This is a genomic window from Acidimicrobiales bacterium (genome assembly GCA_035547835.1).
Taxonomy (GTDB): Bacteria; Actinomycetota; Acidimicrobiia; order Acidimicrobiales; family Iamiaceae; genus DASZTW01.
The window spans coordinates 39,827-55,903 of the sequence record DASZTW010000008.1; the positions used below are offsets into that span (position 1 = coordinate 39,827).

The 16,077-nt window shown below is 70.1% G+C and carries 15 protein-coding genes; 11 read left to right on the plus strand and 4 right to left on the minus strand.

All coding sequences use genetic code 11. The annotated features are described in order from the left end of the window. Positions 1-275 precede the first annotated feature (275 nt). Positions 276-878, plus strand: coding sequence for an HD domain-containing protein (locus VHA73_08935; protein ID HVX18144.1), 603 nt, complete (start codon positions 276-278; stop codon positions 876-878). A 185-nt stretch (positions 879-1,063) separates the two neighbouring features. Here the strand turns inward: VHA73_08935 and VHA73_08940 are convergent, their stop codons facing one another. Beyond that, positions 1,064-1,444, minus strand: coding sequence for a hypothetical protein (locus VHA73_08940; GenBank protein HVX18145.1), 381 nt, complete (start codon positions 1,442-1,444; stop codon positions 1,064-1,066). Then, positions 1,441-2,418 carry a mechanosensitive ion channel family protein gene (locus VHA73_08945; protein ID HVX18146.1) on the minus strand — a complete coding sequence of 326 codons (978 nt, stop codon included), beginning with the start codon at positions 2,416-2,418 and terminating at the stop codon, positions 1,441-1,443. Before VHA73_08945 ends, VHA73_08940 begins: the two co-directional genes overlap by 4 nt. A 101-nt stretch (positions 2,419-2,519) precedes the next feature. Here VHA73_08945 and VHA73_08950 point away from each other — a divergent pair, with 101 nt between their 5' ends. Then, positions 2,520-4,379 (plus strand): NAD(P)/FAD-dependent oxidoreductase, encoded by a 1,860-nt coding sequence (locus VHA73_08950; GenBank protein HVX18147.1) that lies wholly within the window; start codon positions 2,520-2,522, stop codon positions 4,377-4,379. Positions 4,380-4,554: 175 nt separating this feature from the next. Here the strand turns inward: VHA73_08950 and VHA73_08955 are convergent, their stop codons facing one another. Both VHA73_08955 and VHA73_08960 read right to left on the minus strand, forming a co-directional pair. Beyond that, the gene (locus tag VHA73_08955) at positions 4,555-5,220 is read right to left on the minus strand and encodes a GNAT family N-acetyltransferase (protein ID HVX18148.1); all 666 of its coding nucleotides are present in this window, start codon (positions 5,218-5,220) and stop codon (positions 4,555-4,557) included. Between the two features lie 104 nt (positions 5,221-5,324). Beyond that, the gene (locus VHA73_08960; protein HVX18149.1) at positions 5,325-5,891 is read right to left on the minus strand and encodes a TetR/AcrR family transcriptional regulator; all 567 of its coding nucleotides are present in this window, start codon (positions 5,889-5,891) and stop codon (positions 5,325-5,327) included. A 144-nt stretch (positions 5,892-6,035) separates the two neighbouring features. Between VHA73_08960 and VHA73_08965 the strand changes: the two genes are divergently transcribed. From VHA73_08965 to VHA73_09005, 9 genes are all read left to right on the plus strand, one after another. After that, positions 6,036-7,127, plus strand: coding sequence for an NAD(P)-dependent alcohol dehydrogenase (locus VHA73_08965; GenBank protein HVX18150.1), 1,092 nt, complete (start codon positions 6,036-6,038; stop codon positions 7,125-7,127). 50 nt (positions 7,128-7,177) lie between these two features. Further along, a complete protein-coding gene (locus VHA73_08970) occupies positions 7,178-8,437 on the plus strand; it encodes a cytochrome P450 (GenBank protein ID HVX18151.1) in 1,260 nt (419 codons plus the stop codon). Positions 8,438-8,563: 126 nt separating this feature from the next. Further along, on the plus strand, positions 8,564-9,358 hold the full coding sequence (locus tag VHA73_08975) for a thymidylate synthase (GenBank protein ID HVX18152.1): 795 nt from the start codon (positions 8,564-8,566) through the stop codon (positions 9,356-9,358). Continuing rightward, positions 9,355-9,858, plus strand: a complete 504-nt coding sequence (locus tag VHA73_08980; protein HVX18153.1) for a dihydrofolate reductase — start codon at positions 9,355-9,357, stop codon at positions 9,856-9,858. Before VHA73_08975 ends, VHA73_08980 begins: the two co-directional genes overlap by 4 nt. A gap of 186 nt (positions 9,859-10,044) precedes the next feature. Further along, complete coding sequence (locus VHA73_08985; GenBank protein ID HVX18154.1) at positions 10,045-10,710, plus strand: TetR family transcriptional regulator; 666 nt, start codon at positions 10,045-10,047, stop codon at positions 10,708-10,710. Next, positions 10,703-12,103 (plus strand): aspartate aminotransferase family protein, encoded by a 1,401-nt coding sequence (locus tag VHA73_08990; GenBank protein ID HVX18155.1) that lies wholly within the window; start codon positions 10,703-10,705, stop codon positions 12,101-12,103. The genes VHA73_08985 and VHA73_08990 overlap by 8 nt, the downstream gene beginning before the upstream one ends. Positions 12,104-12,133: 30 nt before the next feature. Beyond that, positions 12,134-13,801, plus strand: a complete 1,668-nt coding sequence (locus VHA73_08995; GenBank protein ID HVX18156.1) for an FGGY-family carbohydrate kinase — start codon at positions 12,134-12,136, stop codon at positions 13,799-13,801. A gap of 5 nt (positions 13,802-13,806) precedes the next feature. Next, positions 13,807-15,189: a glutamine synthetase family protein gene (locus VHA73_09000; protein HVX18157.1), complete on the plus strand. Its 1,383-nt coding sequence runs from the start codon at positions 13,807-13,809 to the stop codon at positions 15,187-15,189. 110 nt (positions 15,190-15,299) lie between these two features. Further along, entirely contained in the window at positions 15,300-16,073 is a 774-nt protein-coding gene (locus VHA73_09005; GenBank protein HVX18158.1) for a glucose 1-dehydrogenase, read from the plus strand. Positions 16,074-16,077 lie beyond the last annotated feature (4 nt).

Consider the following 16,077-nt stretch of genomic DNA (forward strand, 5'->3'; position numbering starts at 1 on the left):
CACGGGCGTCGCCCTCCTGCCTGGTCCGAAGCGCAGCGGCACGCGCCCAGAGCGCTCCGCCCGCTCCACGTGCTCACCGCGCAATGGTTGGCGGGCCCGAAGCCGCCGTGCCGGCGCGGCCCGGGGGTGCGACGGGAGGGACGGGTGGCGCGGGCCGGGGGTGCGAGGGGTGGGACGGGTGGGGCGGGCCGGGGGTGCGACGGGAGGGGCGGGTGGGGCGGCCCGGGGGTGCGACGGGTAGCGTGGATCCGAACCGCCAGAAGGGAGACCGCGAGATGACGGACACGCAAGCTCATCCCGAGGCCAAGCCACGCGCCCAGTTCCACGCCATGACCGAGGGCACCAAGGCCGACTGGGACATCATCGCGGTCGAGACCATCAACCTCGCGGTCGGACTGCCCGACCGGGTGCTCGCTCACTTGCGGGTGCTCGACGGTGACCAGGGCGGCTTCGCCGTCGACCGGCTCGAGCACTCGTTGCAGACCGCCAGCCGGGCAGCCCGCGACAACCGCGACGACGAGTACGTGCTGTGCGCGCTGATCCACGACATCGGCGACACGCTCGGCAGCTTCAACCACGCCGACATCGGCGCGGCGATCCTCAAGCCGTTCGTCAGCGAGCAGAACCACTGGATGCTCGAAAAGCACGGGATCTTCCAGGGCTACTACTTCTTCCACCACCTCGGCCTCGACCGCGACCTGCGAGAGCAGCACCGCGGCCATGAGTGGTTCGACTACACCGCCGAGTTCTGCGCCGAGTACGACCAAGTGGCCTTCGACCCGTCGTACGACAGCTACCCGCTCGAGCACTTCGAGCCGCTCGTGCGCGAGCTGATGGCCGCGCCCAAGCGCAGCATCTACCGCGGCGACAGCAGCTGACCGGGTCGCCCACCGCGTCACCCGCGACGGCCGACCGCCGCGCACGGCTGCACCAGCTGACCGGGTCGCCCGCCGCGTCACCCGCGACGGCCGACGGCCGCGCACGGCTGCACCAGCTGGCCGGCGCGCCCACCGCTGCCGGCCGCTGATCGCCGAGCCGGCGGTGTCGCGAGCTGACCGATCGGTCAGGGAACGGACGTCGAGGTGCTCGACGTGGCCTGGGTCGCCGCGGTGGTGGTCGACGTCGAGGTGGCGTTCGCAGTGGTGGACGTGGACGCCGGACCGCTTGCGGTCGTCGCGGTTGCCTTCGATGTCGTGGTCGACGCCGGTGCCCGCGTGGTGCTCGTGGCGGTGCCCGGGCGCGTGGTGGTCGTGCGCGACGACGGTCGGGTGGTCGGCGTGGCTGGCTTGGTGGTGGTGGCCGGGACGAACGGGACGTACGTCGCCTTGGACGGTGAGTCCGGGCGGACGAACAGCCACAGCGTGAGCGTGCCCAGGAACACGACGGCGAGCACCACTGTCGAAGTCCGCAGCCCCCGCGGCCCGATCGTGCGAGCGATCCTCATGCGCCGCCCTCGCCCCTGCCGGCGTCCGGCGTACCGCCGCTCCCGCCCGTGGGGGATCCGCCGTCCCTCGACGACCCCGCGTCGGCGCCGGTGTGGTCGAGCGTGTCGCTCGTGGCGTCGTCGGTGCTCAGCGTCGGGATCGCGGCCACGATCCCCGCTTGGCGCATGGCCGACGCGATCCGCGACCGCAGGTCGCGTCCCACCATGTTCTGCTTGCCGGGCTGGGTCCGCGCCACCACCCGCAGCTGCAGCGATTCGACGTCGAGGTGTTCCACGCCCATCACCGACGGGCGGTCGAGCAGCAGCGGCCGCAGGGTCGCGTCGGCGAAGGCCTCCTCGCACACCCGGCGCAGCACGTCGGTGAGCACGGCGATGTCGGTGCCGACGGCCACGGGCACGTCGATCACTGTGCGCGCCCAGTCCCGCGAGGTGTTGGTGACCTGTCGGATCTCTCCGTTGGGGATGATGACCAGCTCACCGGTGTACGTCCGCAGCTTCGTGGCCCGCAGCGTCACTTCCTCGACGGTTCCGGTGATCCCGGTGGTCGTGCCGGGCGGCGAGATGCGGATGACGTCGCCGAACCCGTATTGGCGTTCGACCAGCACGAAGAACCCCGACAGCAGGTCCTGCACCACTCGTTGGGCACCGAAGCCGATGGCCACACCGGCCACGGCGGCAGGGGCGACGAGGCTGGTGAGCGGCAGGCCGAACCGGGCGATGATCAACATGAACGCCACGAAGTACGTCAGCCCGACGAACACCCACGACAGCACTTGGGTGACCGCGTACATGTGCTTGACCCGGTCGTCGGGCAGCTCGCCGGCCGCTTGTTGCGAGTCGGTGCGGGCATGGAGGTCGGTCATGACCTTGCCGGCGACCCACTGGCCGAGGCGGGCGAGGAGCACGGCACCCACCGCGATCAGCACGATCTGGAGACCGTCTCCCCGGGCCCAGTGCGACAGGTCGTCGAACATCCCAACCCTTCTTAGTGCGTCGCGGGTGGGGGCGCGGGGCGTCGACGGTCACACGTCGAAGGGCTTGACCCGCGGGTCAAGATTTGCCTTGACTGGTCCGCATGGGGACGACGGGGGACCGCACGACCGCTGACCAGCCGACCGCTCGACCTGCCGACCGCGCCGCCACGAGCACGATCGACAAGGAAGCGCTGAAGCGCAAGTACCGCGAGGAGCGAGACAAGCGGTTGCGTCCCGACGGCAATGACCAATACCAGCCACTCACCGGCCGCTTCGCGCGGTACGCCGTCGACCCGTACCGCGAAGTCGAGCCGCGCGACCCGGTCACCGACACGGTGACGGTCGCCTTCATCGGCGGCGGCTTCGCGGGGCTCGTCACCGGCGCACGGCTCAAAGAGGCCGGCATCGACGACGTCCGCATCGTCGAAAAGGGTGGCGACTTCGGCGGCACCTGGTACTGGAACCGCTACCCGGGCGCCCAGTGCGACACGGCGAGCATGGTCTACATGCCGTTGCTCGAAGAGACCGGCCACATGCCCTCCGAGAAGTACGCCCACGCACCGGAGATCCTCGAACACTGCCAGCGCATCGCCAAGCAGTTCGGCCTGTACGACCACGCGCTGTTCCACACCGAGGTCACCGACCTCGAGTGGGACGCGGTCGCGTCGAGCTGGATCGTGCGGACCAACCGCGGCGACCAGTTCCGGGCCCGGTTCCTCGCCATGGGCACCGGCCCCCTGCACGTGCCGAAGCTGCCGGGCATCGCGGGCATCGACGAGTTCGCCGGCCACTCGTTCCACACGAGCCGCTGGGACTACGACTACACGGGCGGTGACCCGTCCGGCGCGCCGCTCGACGGGCTCGCCGGCAAGCGGGTGGCGATCATCGGCACCGGTGCCACCGCCGTGCAGTGCATCCCGCACCTCGCCGCCGCGGCGGGCGAGCTCTTCGTCTTCCAGCGCACCCCGTCATCGGTCGACGTGCGCGCCAACCAGCCGATCGACCCCGAGTGGTTCGCGTCGATCGCCACGCCCGGCTGGCAGCGACGGTGGCTGGAGAACTTCACCGCCAACCAGGCGGGTGGCAGCGCCGACGAAGACCTCGTGATGGACGGCTGGACCGACCTGTCGCGCCGGATCCGCTCGAAGGTGATGGAGCTGCCGGCCGACGAGCTGACGCCGCAGGGCATGCTCCGCGCCTTCGAGGACTCCGACTTCGAGAAGATGTCGGAGATCCGGGCCCGCGTCGACTCGGTCGTGCACGACCCCGCGACGGCCGAGGGGCTCAAGGCCTGGTACCGCCAGCTGTGCAAGCGACCCTGCTTCCACGACGAGTACCTCCAGTCGTACAACCGGCCGAACGTCCACCTGGTGCACACCGACGGCAAGGGCGTCGAGCGCATCACCGAGACGGCGGTGGTCGCCGGCGGCAAGGCGTACGAGGTCGACTGCATCATCTACGCGTCGGGCTTCGAGGTCGGCACCCCGTTCACACGGCGGGCCGGCTACGACGCCACCGGCCGCGACGGGCTGAAGCTGTCGGAGAAGTGGGCCGGGGGGATGCGGACGATGCACGGCACGCACGTGCACGGGTTCCCCAACTTGTTCATCGTGCAGCTCACCCAGGGCGCCAACTTGATCTCGAACGTGCCGCACAACTTCACCGAGACCGGTTTGACGGTCGCCAAGATCGTGCGCCACGCGCTCGACGGTGGGCACCGCGAGGTCGAGGTCACGCAAGAGGCCGAGGACGCCTGGATCGACTTGCTCCTGTCGGGCCCGACGTTGCCCCGCGTGATCGGCAGCCCCGATTGCACGCCCGGCTACTACAACAACGAGGGCCAACCGTCGCGTACCGGCAGCGAGCTGTTCGTCGGTTACCCCCTCGGCGCGTCGGCGTTCTTCGAGTACCTCCAGGCCTGGCGCGACAAGGGCGACTTCGAAGGCCTCGAGTTCCGCTGAGCCGTTCCACCCCGGGAACCCGCCCCGGCCTGCCCTCCCCCGATCCGGCCTCCCAAACCCCGTGGTGGTGGGGAAGTGGTTGCCCTGACGACCAGATCCCACCCGGGTTGTGAAGGTGGAAGGGGGCGGGGTCCGGGTGGGGACGGCGTGGGGACGGGCGCTCGGGGAGTAGAGCTCAGGTGAGCTCTTGGACCATCAGCTGCTCGTGGTGGCGGGCCCCGGTGGGGGAGCGCATGCCGGGCACGGGTGGGGTGCCGCCGTGGCGGCGGAAACCCATCGCCTCGAAGAAGGCGATCCCCGCGGTGTTCTCGGCCAACGTGCCGAGGTGGCAGCCGGCGATCCCGTCGGCGCGCAACCGGTCGAGCCAGCGTTGCATCAGCAGGCGTCCGGCGCCGCGGCCGCGGGCCACGGGGAGCAGGTCGATGTGCAGGTGCGCCGGCCAGCGTGGGTCATACGTGTCGCGGGCCGGGAGCCGCCGCCGGGCTGCGTCGACCGCGATGTCGCCGACCGCCCTCCAGATGAACCCGGCCGTGCCTCTGCGGACCAGGAGGTGGCGCCCCCCGATCAGGTGTCGCCCGATGATGTTCTCGGGCGGGTCGGCCTGGCGGGTGTCGCGGCAGCCCATCAAGTAGCCGACGACCTCGCCGTCGAGCTCGACCACGCCACACGACTCTGGCTCCTTGTCGGTGTAGTAGCCGGTCCACGTGTCGGCGAAGCTGTCCTCGTCGGCCCAGTACCAGTCGGCGGGGTCGCCCATGTAGCCGGTGACGTGGCAGATGCGCCGCACGGCGGGCCGGTCCTCAGGCCGGTACCCGCGCACGATCAGGTCGCCGTCGCTCATGCCCGGAGATTACGACCAACCCCAGTCCGGGCACCCCAGCCCCCCAGGGCACGGTCAGGTGCCCGGAACGGATTGGGTTCGGTGCAGGGGGTGGACAGGGGTCCTCAGGGCGCGGGGGACGCGGCCGGCAACGTGATGGCGGCTTCGAGCCAGCGTTGATACTCGTCGAAGGTGGTCTGGAGCTGGCGGCGGTCGACGGGATGCTCGCGCTGCTGGGTGCCGATGAGGATGGCGATGCCGATGCGTGCCAGCACGCGGGCACGGTCGGGCTCGATGCCGGCCAGCTCGAACGCCAACTGGAGGCCGTCTTCGCGGAGCTGGTCGACGCGGGCGAGGACGTCTGCCGCCCGCGGGTCGTCGCGGGCGAGCGCCCGGATGGCGGTCTCGGCTTCGTGGTGCAGTCCCCACGTGCCTTCGAGCTTGGCGACTTCGAGCCGACCGACCGGGTCGGTCTCGGCCAGGCTCCGCAGCGTGGCCTCCTCGCCGCGGTGCTCCCAGTACTCGTAGAGGCGATCCAGGAACGCCGGGACGCTGGCGAAGTGGTGGTAGAAGCTGCCCTTCGTGACCTCGAGTCGGCGGCACAGGCTGGCGATCGTGATGCCTTTCGGGCCGTCTTCCGCCAGCAGGTCGAGCGCCGTCTCGAAGTAGTCGTTGGGGGTTCGTGCGTCCACGATGCCTCGATCCTGTCTCGCCCTCACCGGTCGACCGCCGCGTCGGGCCGCTTGCACGACCGTACGAGCGACCCTAGAGTCAGCGACCATACCTCAAGGTATGTTCTGACGGCGGGCGGTCCGCCGGTTTCAGGGGGAATCCACATGCAGATCACCGCGGCCGTGCTCCGTGCCCGCGAGGAGCCGTACCAGCTCGAGACCGTCGAGCTCGCCGACCCGGGCCCGGGCGAAGTGCTCGTGCGGGTCGTGTCGGCCGGGATGTGCCACACCGACATGATCCCGAGGTCCGAGGCCATCCCGCTGCCGCTGCCGTTGATCACCGGGCACGAGGCGTCGGGCGTGGTCGAGGCGCTCGGCGAGGGCGTGGAAGGCATCGAGGTCGGGGACCACGTCGTGGTGTCGTTCGACTCGTGCGGCCAGTGCGAGAACTGCACCAAGGGCCAGCCCGCCTATTGCGACACGTTCGTGATCCGCAACTTGTTCGGCCGGCGGCTCGACGGCAGCACCACTGTGACCGACGAATCGGGCGCGGAGATCTCGGCCCGCTGGTTCGGCCAGTCGTCGTTCGCCACCCACGCCGTGGCCACGAGCCGCAACGTGGTGGTGGTCGACAAGTCACTCCCACTCGAGCAGCTCGCCCCGTTGGCGTGCGGCATCCAGACCGGCGCCGGCACGATGCTGAGCGCGCTCGACGTGCAGCCCGGCACGTCGGTCGCCGTGTTCGGCGCCGGAGCCGTCGGCCTCGCGGCCGTGATGGCCGCCAAGGTCGCCGGCGCCACCACGATCGTGGTCGTCGACCTCCACGAGCACCGGCTCCAGCTCGCCAAGGAGCTCGGCGCCACCCACACCATCGACGGCAACGCCAGCGACCTCGTCGGTCAGATCCTCGGCATCACCGGCGGCGGGGCCCACTACGCGCTCGACACGACCGGCGTGCCCGCCGTGATCACCGCCGCGCTCCAAGGCCTGCGGATGACCGGCGCGTGCGCGCTGGTGGCCGTGCAACAAGGCGACCTCGTGCTCGACGGGGCCGTCCTGCTCGGCAAGACGTTGGTCGGCGTGTTCGAGGGCAGCGTCGTCCCGCAGGAGTTCATCCCCCGCATGATCGAGTTGTGGCAGGACGGCAAGTTCCCGTTCGACCGCCTCATCGAGACGTTCCCGCTGTCGCAGATCAACGAAGCCGAGCAGGCCTCGATCAGCGGCAAGGTCATCAAGCCCGTGCTGGTCGTCGGCTGACCATCGCGTCACCGACGATCCGACCAAGCAGCATCGAAGAAGGAGGAGTCATGGTCAGCATCGCCGAAGCCGTCGACACCCGAGGCCTGTTGTTCATCGACCCCAACGAGTGGGCCGACATGGACTCCTGGCACGAGCGGGTCGCCGAGATCCGCCGCACCGCGCCCGTGCTCGAGGTGGAGTTCGACGAGTTCTCGCGCTTCTACGTGCTCACGCGCCACGAAGACGTGTTCGCCGTGTCACGCGACAACCAGCACTGGCTCAACACGTCGTGGTCGGTGCTCGGCCCCGACGCGCAGATGGACGAAGTCATGGCGTCGGGCATGCCGCTGCCCAAGTCGCTCGTGCACCTCGACGGCACCACGCACCGCGACCACCGGCGGGTCACCAACGACTGGTTCAAGCCCGCCGCGGTGAAGGGACGCCAGCCTCGCATCGACGAGATCGCCGACCACTTCGTGCAAAAGATGCGCGACTTGGGGGGCGAGTGCGACTTCGCAGAGGACATCGCCAAGCCGTACACGCTGCACGTGATCATGGACATCTACGGCGTGCCCGAAGAGGACGAGCCGCTGATGATGGAGCTCACCCAGGGCATCTTCGGCGCCGCCGACCCCGAGTACCTCGGCGACGCGGAAGACCCGCAGGTCAAGCTCGTGGCCACCGTGATGCGGTACATCCAGTACTTCAACGAGGTCACCGAGAACCGCCGGGCCTGCCCGGTCGACGACCTCGCCACCGTGATCGCGAACGGCCAGATCGACGGCTGCCCCATGGGCGACGAAGAGCGGCTCTGGTACTACATCATCGTGGCCACCGCCGGCCACGACACCACCTCGTACGCCCTGTCGGGCGGCCTCGAGGCCATGCTGCGCGACCCCGACCAGATCTGGGCGCTGCGCGACGACCCGGACCTGCTGGTCGGCGCCACCGACGAGGTGATCCGCTGGACGGCCCCCGTGCGGCACTTCATGCGCTACGCCACCGAGGACATGGAAGTCGGCGGGGTGACGATCCCCGAAGGCGGCCGGGTGCTGCTGTCGTACCCCTCGGCCAACCGTGACGAAGACGTGTTCGAGAACTCGATGACCTTCGACGTGCGACGCACCGACGCCGACAAGCTCATGTCGTTCGGCATGGGCGCCCACTTCTGCCTCGGCTCGCAGTTCGCCCGCCGCGAGGTGCGCACCATGTTGGCCAAGCTGTCGCAACAGCTCGATCACATCGAGCCCGCCGGCGACCCCAGCTGGTCACTGTCGCACTTCGTGAGCGGCGTGAAGCACCTCCCCGTGCGCTACCGCTTCAAGTAGCCCGAACGCAGCTGTGAGCACTTGGCCACCTGGTGGGTGGCTGAGCGCTCACAGCAGGATGGGGGGTAGGGCGCATGGTGGGGTGGATGGCCGCGACGGTGGGCGGCGCGTGGCACGCTGGTGACCTTGCGGCCGTACCTCGATCTCCTTCGCCACGTCTATGAGCACGGCGCCGACAAAGGTGACCGCACCGGCACGGGCACGCGGTCGGTGTTCGGGCACCAGATGCGCTTCGACCTGCAAGCCGGGTTCCCGATCGTCACCACCAAGAAGGTGCACCTCCGCTCGATCGTCAACGAGCTGCTGTGGTTCCTGCAAGGGTCGACCAACGTGCGCTGGCTCCAAGAGCGCGGCGTCACGATCTGGGACGAGTGGGCCGACCCCGACGGCGAGCTCGGCCCGATCTACGGCTACCAGTGGCGCTCGTGGCCGACGGCCGACGGTGGCCACATCGACCAGATCGCGCGGGTCATCGACCTGATCCGCACCGACCCCGACTCGCGCCGGATGGTGGTGTCGGCGTGGAACGTGGGCGCGCTGGCCGAGATGCGGCTGCCGCCGTGCCACGCGTTCTTCCAGTTCTCGGTCACCGACGGGCGGCTGTCGTGCCAGCTCTACCAGCGCAGCGCCGACCTGTTCCTCGGGGTGCCGTTCAACATCGCCAGCTACGCGCTGCTCGTGCACCTCATCGCCGCGCAGACCGGCCTCGACGTCGGTGAGCTGATCTGGACCGGCGGCGACTGCCACATCTACGTCAACCACTTCAGCCAGGTCGAGACCCAGCTCGTCCGGGAGCCGCTCGAGCTTCCCCGCCTGGTGCTCGCCCGCCGCCCCGCCAGCGTGTTCGACTACCGGTTCGAGGACGTCGACCTCGTCGGTTACCAGTCGCACCCGGCCATCAGCGCACCCGTGGCGGTGTGACCCGCCTCACCCTCGTCGCCGCCCGCGCCCGCAACGGCGTGATCGGCCGCGACGGCGGCTTGCCGTGGCGCATCCCGGCCGACTTGGCCCATTTCAAGGCCACGACCATGGGCGCGCCCATCGTGATGGGCCGCCGCACGTGGGAGTCGATCGGCCGACCGTTGCCCGGCCGGCGCAACGTGGTGGTGAGCCGCAACCCCGAACTCGCGGTCGACGGGGCGGAAGTGGTGCCGTCGCTCGACGCGGCCCTGGCGGTGTGCGGCGATGTGCCCGAGGTGTTCGTGATCGGCGGCGCCGAGCTGTACGCCGCGGCGTTGCCGGTCGCGGACCGGCTGGTGCTCACCGAGGTCGACGCCGACGTCGACGGCGACACGTACTTCCCGCCCCTCGATGCGCGCGAGTGGCAGGCCACCTCGACGGAGGCCGGCGAGCCCGGCAATGGGGGAGCCGACGCGCTGCCGTACCGGTTCGTCACCTACGAACGGCGCGGCGCCGGCTGAACGCAGGAGGCGGCTCAGGCCAGGTCGAGGTGCAGGCCGGCGGCGGCGCATGTGGTCACGAGCGCCGTTCGCTCGGTCTGTCAACGGTGGGCGCCTGACGGCGTGGGCCCGCCGGCGGCCATCTGATCTGAACGACCGTCCAGAAGTCTCTGGACAGATGTCCACACTGGCCCTAGGGTGGCCGACGTGCCGACCACCCGCCCCCGCGTCCACGGGCCGTCCGCAACCCGGCGGCGCGAAGCGCTGTTGCAGGCCACCCGCGAGCTGGCGGCCGAGCGGGGCGCTGGCGCGGTGACCCACCGGGCGGTCGCCAAGCGTGCCGGACTCCCGCCGTCGACCACCAGCTACTTCTTCGACTCGATCGACGATCTCGTGTCCGAGGCGCTCGTGGTCTTCGCGGCCGAGTCCAGCCAGCGCATCGCCGACCTCGCAGTGGAGCTGCCCGACGGGTCGAGCCCCGCCGACGTGGCCGACGCCGCCGCAGCCCGGCTCACCGCCACACCCACGTCCGACGCGCTGGCCGAGATCGAGACGTACCTGGCCGCGGCGCGCGACCCTGCGCTGCGACCGGCGGTGGCCGAGGCGATGGCCACCTTCGAGCGGGCCACGGTCGCCGCGCTCCGGGCCGCCGGCGCGGCGCGGGCCACCGCAGGTGCGCGGGCCTTCGTGGCGCTGTCGGACGGCTTCCTGGTGCGGCACCTCGCCGACCCCCGCCCCGACGACGCGGCCCAGTTGCGCCGTGCGCTGCTCGCCTTGTCGATCTTCCAGCTCCTCACCGACGAAGAAGTGCAAACCTTCGAGCGTCGACTCGGTGGAGCGCTGTTGTCCGAGGAGGACCCAACCGATGCCTGATTTCCCTTACACCGACCGGTTCACCGTGAACCGCACCTTGCCCGAGAAGGGCCGTCCACGCGAGGACGTGCTCGCCGAGCTCCGCACGATGGCCACCGAGGAGGACCAGTTCTGGGAGACCGGCAAGTGCTCGGGAACCATGTACTGCGGCGACCACGACCATTACGCGTTCCTCGACGAGGCGTTCGGGCTGTACGCACACGTCAACATCCTCCAGCGAGACATGTGCCCCAGCGCCACGAAGATGGAGGGCGAGGTCATCGCCATGGCCCTCGACCTCCTGCACGCAGAGGCGGTCACCGACAGCGAGGCAGTCGGCATGGTGACCACCGGCGGCACCGGCAGCATCCTCCACGCCGTGCTCGCCTACCGGGAACACGGCCGCGAGCGCCGGGGCATCACCCAACCGAACTTCATCAAGCCCGAGACCGGCCACCCGGCGTTCGACAAGGCGTGCCACTTGTTCGGCATCGAGCTGCGCAAGGCACCGATCGACCCCACGACGACCCAAGTCGACGTTGACTGGGTGGCCGACCACATCGACGAGAACACCATCGCCATGATGGGGTCGGCCTGCAACTACGGGTACGGCACGATCGACCCGATCCCCGAGCTCGGCGCGCTGGCGCTCGAGCGGGGCATCGGCCTCCACGTCGACGGCTGCCTCGGTGGGTTCATCCTCCCGTTCGGCCAGGAGCTCGGCTACAGCCCGATCCCCCTGTTCGACTTCCGGGTCCCCGGCGTCACCAGCATCTCGGCTGACACCCACAAGTACGGCTACGCGTTCAAGGGCACGTCCACCTTGTTGTTCCGCGACAAGGCATTGCGCAACGCGCAGTACTTCTTCTTGCTCGACTGGAGCGGCGGAAAGTACATGTCGCCCGGCATCGAAGGCTCACGGTCCGGTGGCTTGCTGGCCGCGACATGGGCCTCGATGGTGCAGCTCGGCCGCGAGGGCTACCTCGAGTACGCCCGGCAGATCTTCTCGACTGCGGACAAGATGAAAGCCGCCGTGCGGTCGCACCCAGAGTTGCGGATCATGGGCGACCCCACGTTCTGCTTCAGCTTCACCTCCGACGTGTTCGACATCTACCACGTGGTCGACGCCATGCGACCCAACGGCTGGCGCTTCAACGGCCAGCAGTACCCCAACTCGATCCACATGGCGGTGACCCGCCCGCAGACGCAGCCAGGTGTGGCCGAGGCGTTCGCAGACGACCTCGCCGCGGCGGTCGAGACCGCCAAGGCGAAGGACGCGGCCGGCGAGCAGGCGTTCTCCGCGGCGATCTACGGCGGCGTCGCCGGCGGCCTCACGTCGGAGACCGAGGAGTTCATAACCGGGATCATGGCCGACATGCTCGACACCCAGCAGTCGGTCCCACCGGTCGGCTGAGCGGGGACATCGGTTGAACGGGGAGATCGGGTGAGCGACGAGACGGTGCGACAAGGGCGGGCCGACGCCTCCCCACCGGCGACCAGGGCATCGGGCGCGGCGGGCGGGGTCGGCGCGCCGGCCGACCGGTCGAACCGCTACGTGCTGGCGGTCGACCTCGGCACCGGCGGACCGAAAGTCGGTTTCGTGTCGTTCACCGGCGAGGTCGCGTGGAAGGACCACGTGCTGGTGGAGACCCGCCACGGTCCCGGCGGCGCGGCCACCCAAGACGCCGGGGAGTGGTGGCGCGTCGTGTGCGAGACCGCCAAGCGAGGCCTCGCCGAAGGCCCGGTGCGCGGCGAGCAGGTCCAGGCCGTGAGCATCACGGGCCAGTGGGCCAGCACCGTGCCGGTCGACGCGTCGGGCGAGCCGGTGGGCGACTGCGTGATGTGGATGGACACCCAGGGCGGGCCGTACTCGGCGAAAGTCGTGGGCGGCGCGGTGCAGGGGTACGGCGCCCGTGCGCTCGCCACGTGGGTGCGCCACACCGGCGGCGTGCCGGCCGCCACCGGCGACGACCCGGTGGGCCACATGCTGTTCCTGCAACACGACCGGCCCGACGTGGCCCGCGCCGCCCGCTGGTATCTCGAACCGGTCGACTACTTGTCGATGCGCTTCACCGGCATCCCGGCCGCGAGTCACGCCTCGATGACCGGCGCGTGGCTCACCGACAACCGCCGTCTCGACGTGCTCGACTACGACGACACGCTGGTGCGCATGGCCGGCATCGACCGCGCCAAGCTGCCCCCGCTGGTGCCGACCGGCTCGATCATCGGGAACGTGACCGCGGCGGTGGCCGCCGACCTCGGCATCTCACCCGACGCCGCAGTCGTCACCGGCACCCCCGACCTCCACTCGGCCGTGATCGGCTCGGGGTGCGTGGGCGACTGGGAAGCGCACATGACCATCAGCACCACGTCGTGGATCAGCTGCCCTTTCGACGCCAAGAAGACCGACGTGGTGCGCCAGATGGCCACCGTGCCCGGCATCACCAATGACCGCTACCTGATCGCCAACAACCAGGACACCGCCGGCCGGTGTTTCGAGTGGTTCCGCGACAACGTGGCAGCTTCCGGCGCGGGCGATGGCGCGGGCGTGGCGGCTCCCGGCTACGACCGGCTCTGCGAGCTGGCGGCGGCAGTGCCCGCCGGGTCGGGCGACGTGATCTTCACGCCGTGGCTCACCGGCGAGCGCTCACCGATCGACGATCGCAACGCCCGAGGCGGCTTCCACAACGTCGGACTCTCGACCACCCAGGCCCATCTCGCGCGGGCAGTGCTCGAAGGGGTCGCGTACAACTCGCGCTGGTTGTTGCACGGCGTGGAGAAGTTCGCCAAACGGCGGCTCGACCCGATCCGCATCATCGGCGGCGGCGCCCAGGCCGACTTGTGGTGCCAGATCATGGCCGACGTCACCGACCACACCATCGAGCGCGTGGCCGAACCGCTCCACGGTGGCCTCCGGGGCGCCGCGGTGTTCGCGGCCATGGGCCTCGGTGCCGTGCGGCGCGACGAAGTGCGGTCGCTGATCCCGGTCGACGCCACGTTCAAGCCCGACCCCGCCAACCGCGCGGTCTACGACCGGCTGTTCGCCGAGTTCCCGGGCCTGTACAAGGCGCAAAAGGCCATGTTCGCCCGGCTCAACCGGGCAGGGAGGTGAGCGCCGTGGGCCGTGCCGACGACGGACGGTTGACCACCGAGACGCTCGCTGCGGCGGCCGATCGGGGCGACGTCGACACGGTGATCGTCGGGTTCACCGATCCGTACGGTCGCTTGGCCGGCAAGCGGTGCGACGTATCGTTCTTCCTCGACGACGTCGTCGGCGCCGGCACCCACGCGTGCGACTACCTCCTCACCGCCGACATGGAGATGGAGCCGGTGCCGGGCTACCAGTTCGCCAACTGGGCCGCCGGCTACGGCGACGTCCACCTGGCGCCCGACCTCGCCACGCTCCGCGTCGCCGACTGGCTCGACCGCACCGCGATCGTGCTGTGCGACGTGGCCGATCCCGCCACCCACCAACCGGTCACGGTCGCGCCCCGCTCGATCCTGCGGCGCCAAGTCGACGCGGCGAGCGCCACCGGTCACCAGGTCATGGCGGCCACCGAGCTCGAGTACTACCTGTTCCGCACCAGCTACCGCGACGCCCACGAGCAGGGGCATGTGCGGCTCGATCCGGCCAACCACTACATCGAGGACTACCAGCTGCTCGCCGGCAGCCGGACCGAGGACGTCAACGGCGCCGCCCGACGGCACTTGTCGCGCTCGGGCGTTCCCGTGGAGAGCTCCAAAGGCGAGTGGGGGACCGGCCAGCACGAGCTCAACGTGCGCTACGCCGAAGTCGTCGAGATGGCCGACCGCCACGTGCTGCTGAAGCAGTGCGTGAAGGAGACCGCCGACCGTTTCGGGATGAGCGCGACGTTCATGGCCAAGCCGGTCACCGACTGGGCCGGGTCGAGCTGCCACGTGCACCTCAGCTTGTGGCGCGACGGCGTCAACGCGTTCGACGGCGACCAGCAGGTCGGCCGCTTGTCGTGCTCCGACGAGTTCCGCTGGTTCCTCGGCGGCGTGCTCGCCCACCTGCCTGAGGTGATGGTCTTCTACGCGCCGACCGTCAACAGCTACAAGCGCTATGTCGACGGCTCGTGGGCGCCCACCCGCGTGGCATGGAGCTACGACAACCGCACGGCCGGGGTGCGCGTCGTGGGCCAAGGGCCCAGTTTGCGTATCGAGTGCCGCGTGCCGGGCGCGGACTGCAACCCGTATCTCGCGCTGGCCGGGCTGCTCGCCACGGGGTTGGCGGGGATCGCGGATCAGGTCGACCCGCCCGCCGCGTTCGACGGCGACATCTACGGTGCCGCCGAGCTGCCCGGCGTGCCCCGGTCGCTGGACGCAGCCACCGATGCCTTCGCGGCGAGCTCGTTCGCGGCCGCGGCGTTCGGTGCCGACGTGGTCGAGCACTACACGCACTTCTTCCGAACCGAATCCGCCGCGTTCGCCGCGTCGGTCACCGACTGGGAACGAGCCCGCTACTTCGAGCGGATCTGACCAGGGGTCCGCACTCCCGACGAACCCCAGGAAACGACCGTTCTGGGCGCGGCAGGGTGGTCCCCGGGGCACACGGTGAGGTGCCCAGAATCGACAAGAGAGGGTTGGGAATGAGATTGGATGGCAAGGTCGCGCTGATCACGGGCGCGGCATCGGGCATCGGGCGGGAGGCCGCAACGCTGTTCGGCCGCGAAGGAGCGGCGGTGGTGGCGGTCGACATCGACAAGGCCGGCGCCGACGCGACCGCCGAGCTGGTCACCGCCGCCGGTGGCCGCGCGATCGGGACCGCCGCCGACGTGGCCTCGGCGGCAGATTGCGAAGCGATGGTCGCCGCGGCTGAGGCCGAGTTCGGCCGGCTCGACGTGCTGTTCAACAACGCCGGGATCATGGACTCGGCCGACGACGACGCCATCTCCACCGGCGAAGACACCTGGGACCGCACCCTCGCCATCAACGCCAAGGGCGTGTTCCTCGGCTGCAAGTACGGCATCCCCGCGCTGCAGCGCACCGGCGGAGGGTCGGTGATCAACACTGCGTCGTTCGTGGCGCTCGTCGGCGCGGCCACTTCCCAAGTCGCGTACACGGCCAGCAAGGGCGCGGTCTTGGCGTTCACCAGGGAGCTGGCGGTCATCCACGCCCGCCAAGGCATCCGGGTCAACGCGCTGTGCCCGGGCCCGCTGCGCACCGAGCTGTTGATGAAGTTCCTCGACACCGAGGCGAAGCAGCAACGCCGTCTGGTGCACATCCCGATGGGACGCTTCGGCGAAGCCGCCGAGATCGCCAAGGCCGCGCTGTTCCTCGCGTCGGACGACGCGTCGTTCATGACGGGCGCCGAGCTCGTCGTCGACGGCGGCATCACCGCCGCGTACGTCACGCCCGAGTGAGCAC

Coding starts and splice junctions, on each gene's coding strand:
- VHA73_08965 (HVX18150.1), top strand. CDS start 6,036: ATGCAGATCACCGCGGCCGTGCTCCGTGCCCGCGAGGAGCCGTACCAG.
- VHA73_08970 (HVX18151.1), top strand. CDS start 7,178: ATGGTCAGCATCGCCGAAGCCGTCGACACCCGAGGCCTGTTGTTCATC.
- VHA73_08935 (HVX18144.1), top strand. CDS start 276: ATGACGGACACGCAAGCTCATCCCGAGGCCAAGCCACGCGCCCAGTTC.
- VHA73_08990 (HVX18155.1), top strand. CDS start 10,703: ATGCCTGATTTCCCTTACACCGACCGGTTCACCGTGAACCGCACCTTG.
- VHA73_08955 (HVX18148.1), bottom strand. CDS start 5,220: ATGAGCGACGGCGACCTGATCGTGCGCGGGTACCGGCCTGAGGACCGG.
- VHA73_09005 (HVX18158.1), top strand. CDS start 15,300: ATGAGATTGGATGGCAAGGTCGCGCTGATCACGGGCGCGGCATCGGGC.
- VHA73_08940 (HVX18145.1), bottom strand. CDS start 1,444: ATGAGGATCGCTCGCACGATCGGGCCGCGGGGGCTGCGGACTTCGACA.
- VHA73_08950 (HVX18147.1), top strand. CDS start 2,520: ATGGGGACGACGGGGGACCGCACGACCGCTGACCAGCCGACCGCTCGA.
- VHA73_08945 (HVX18146.1), bottom strand. CDS start 2,418: ATGTTCGACGACCTGTCGCACTGGGCCCGGGGAGACGGTCTCCAGATC.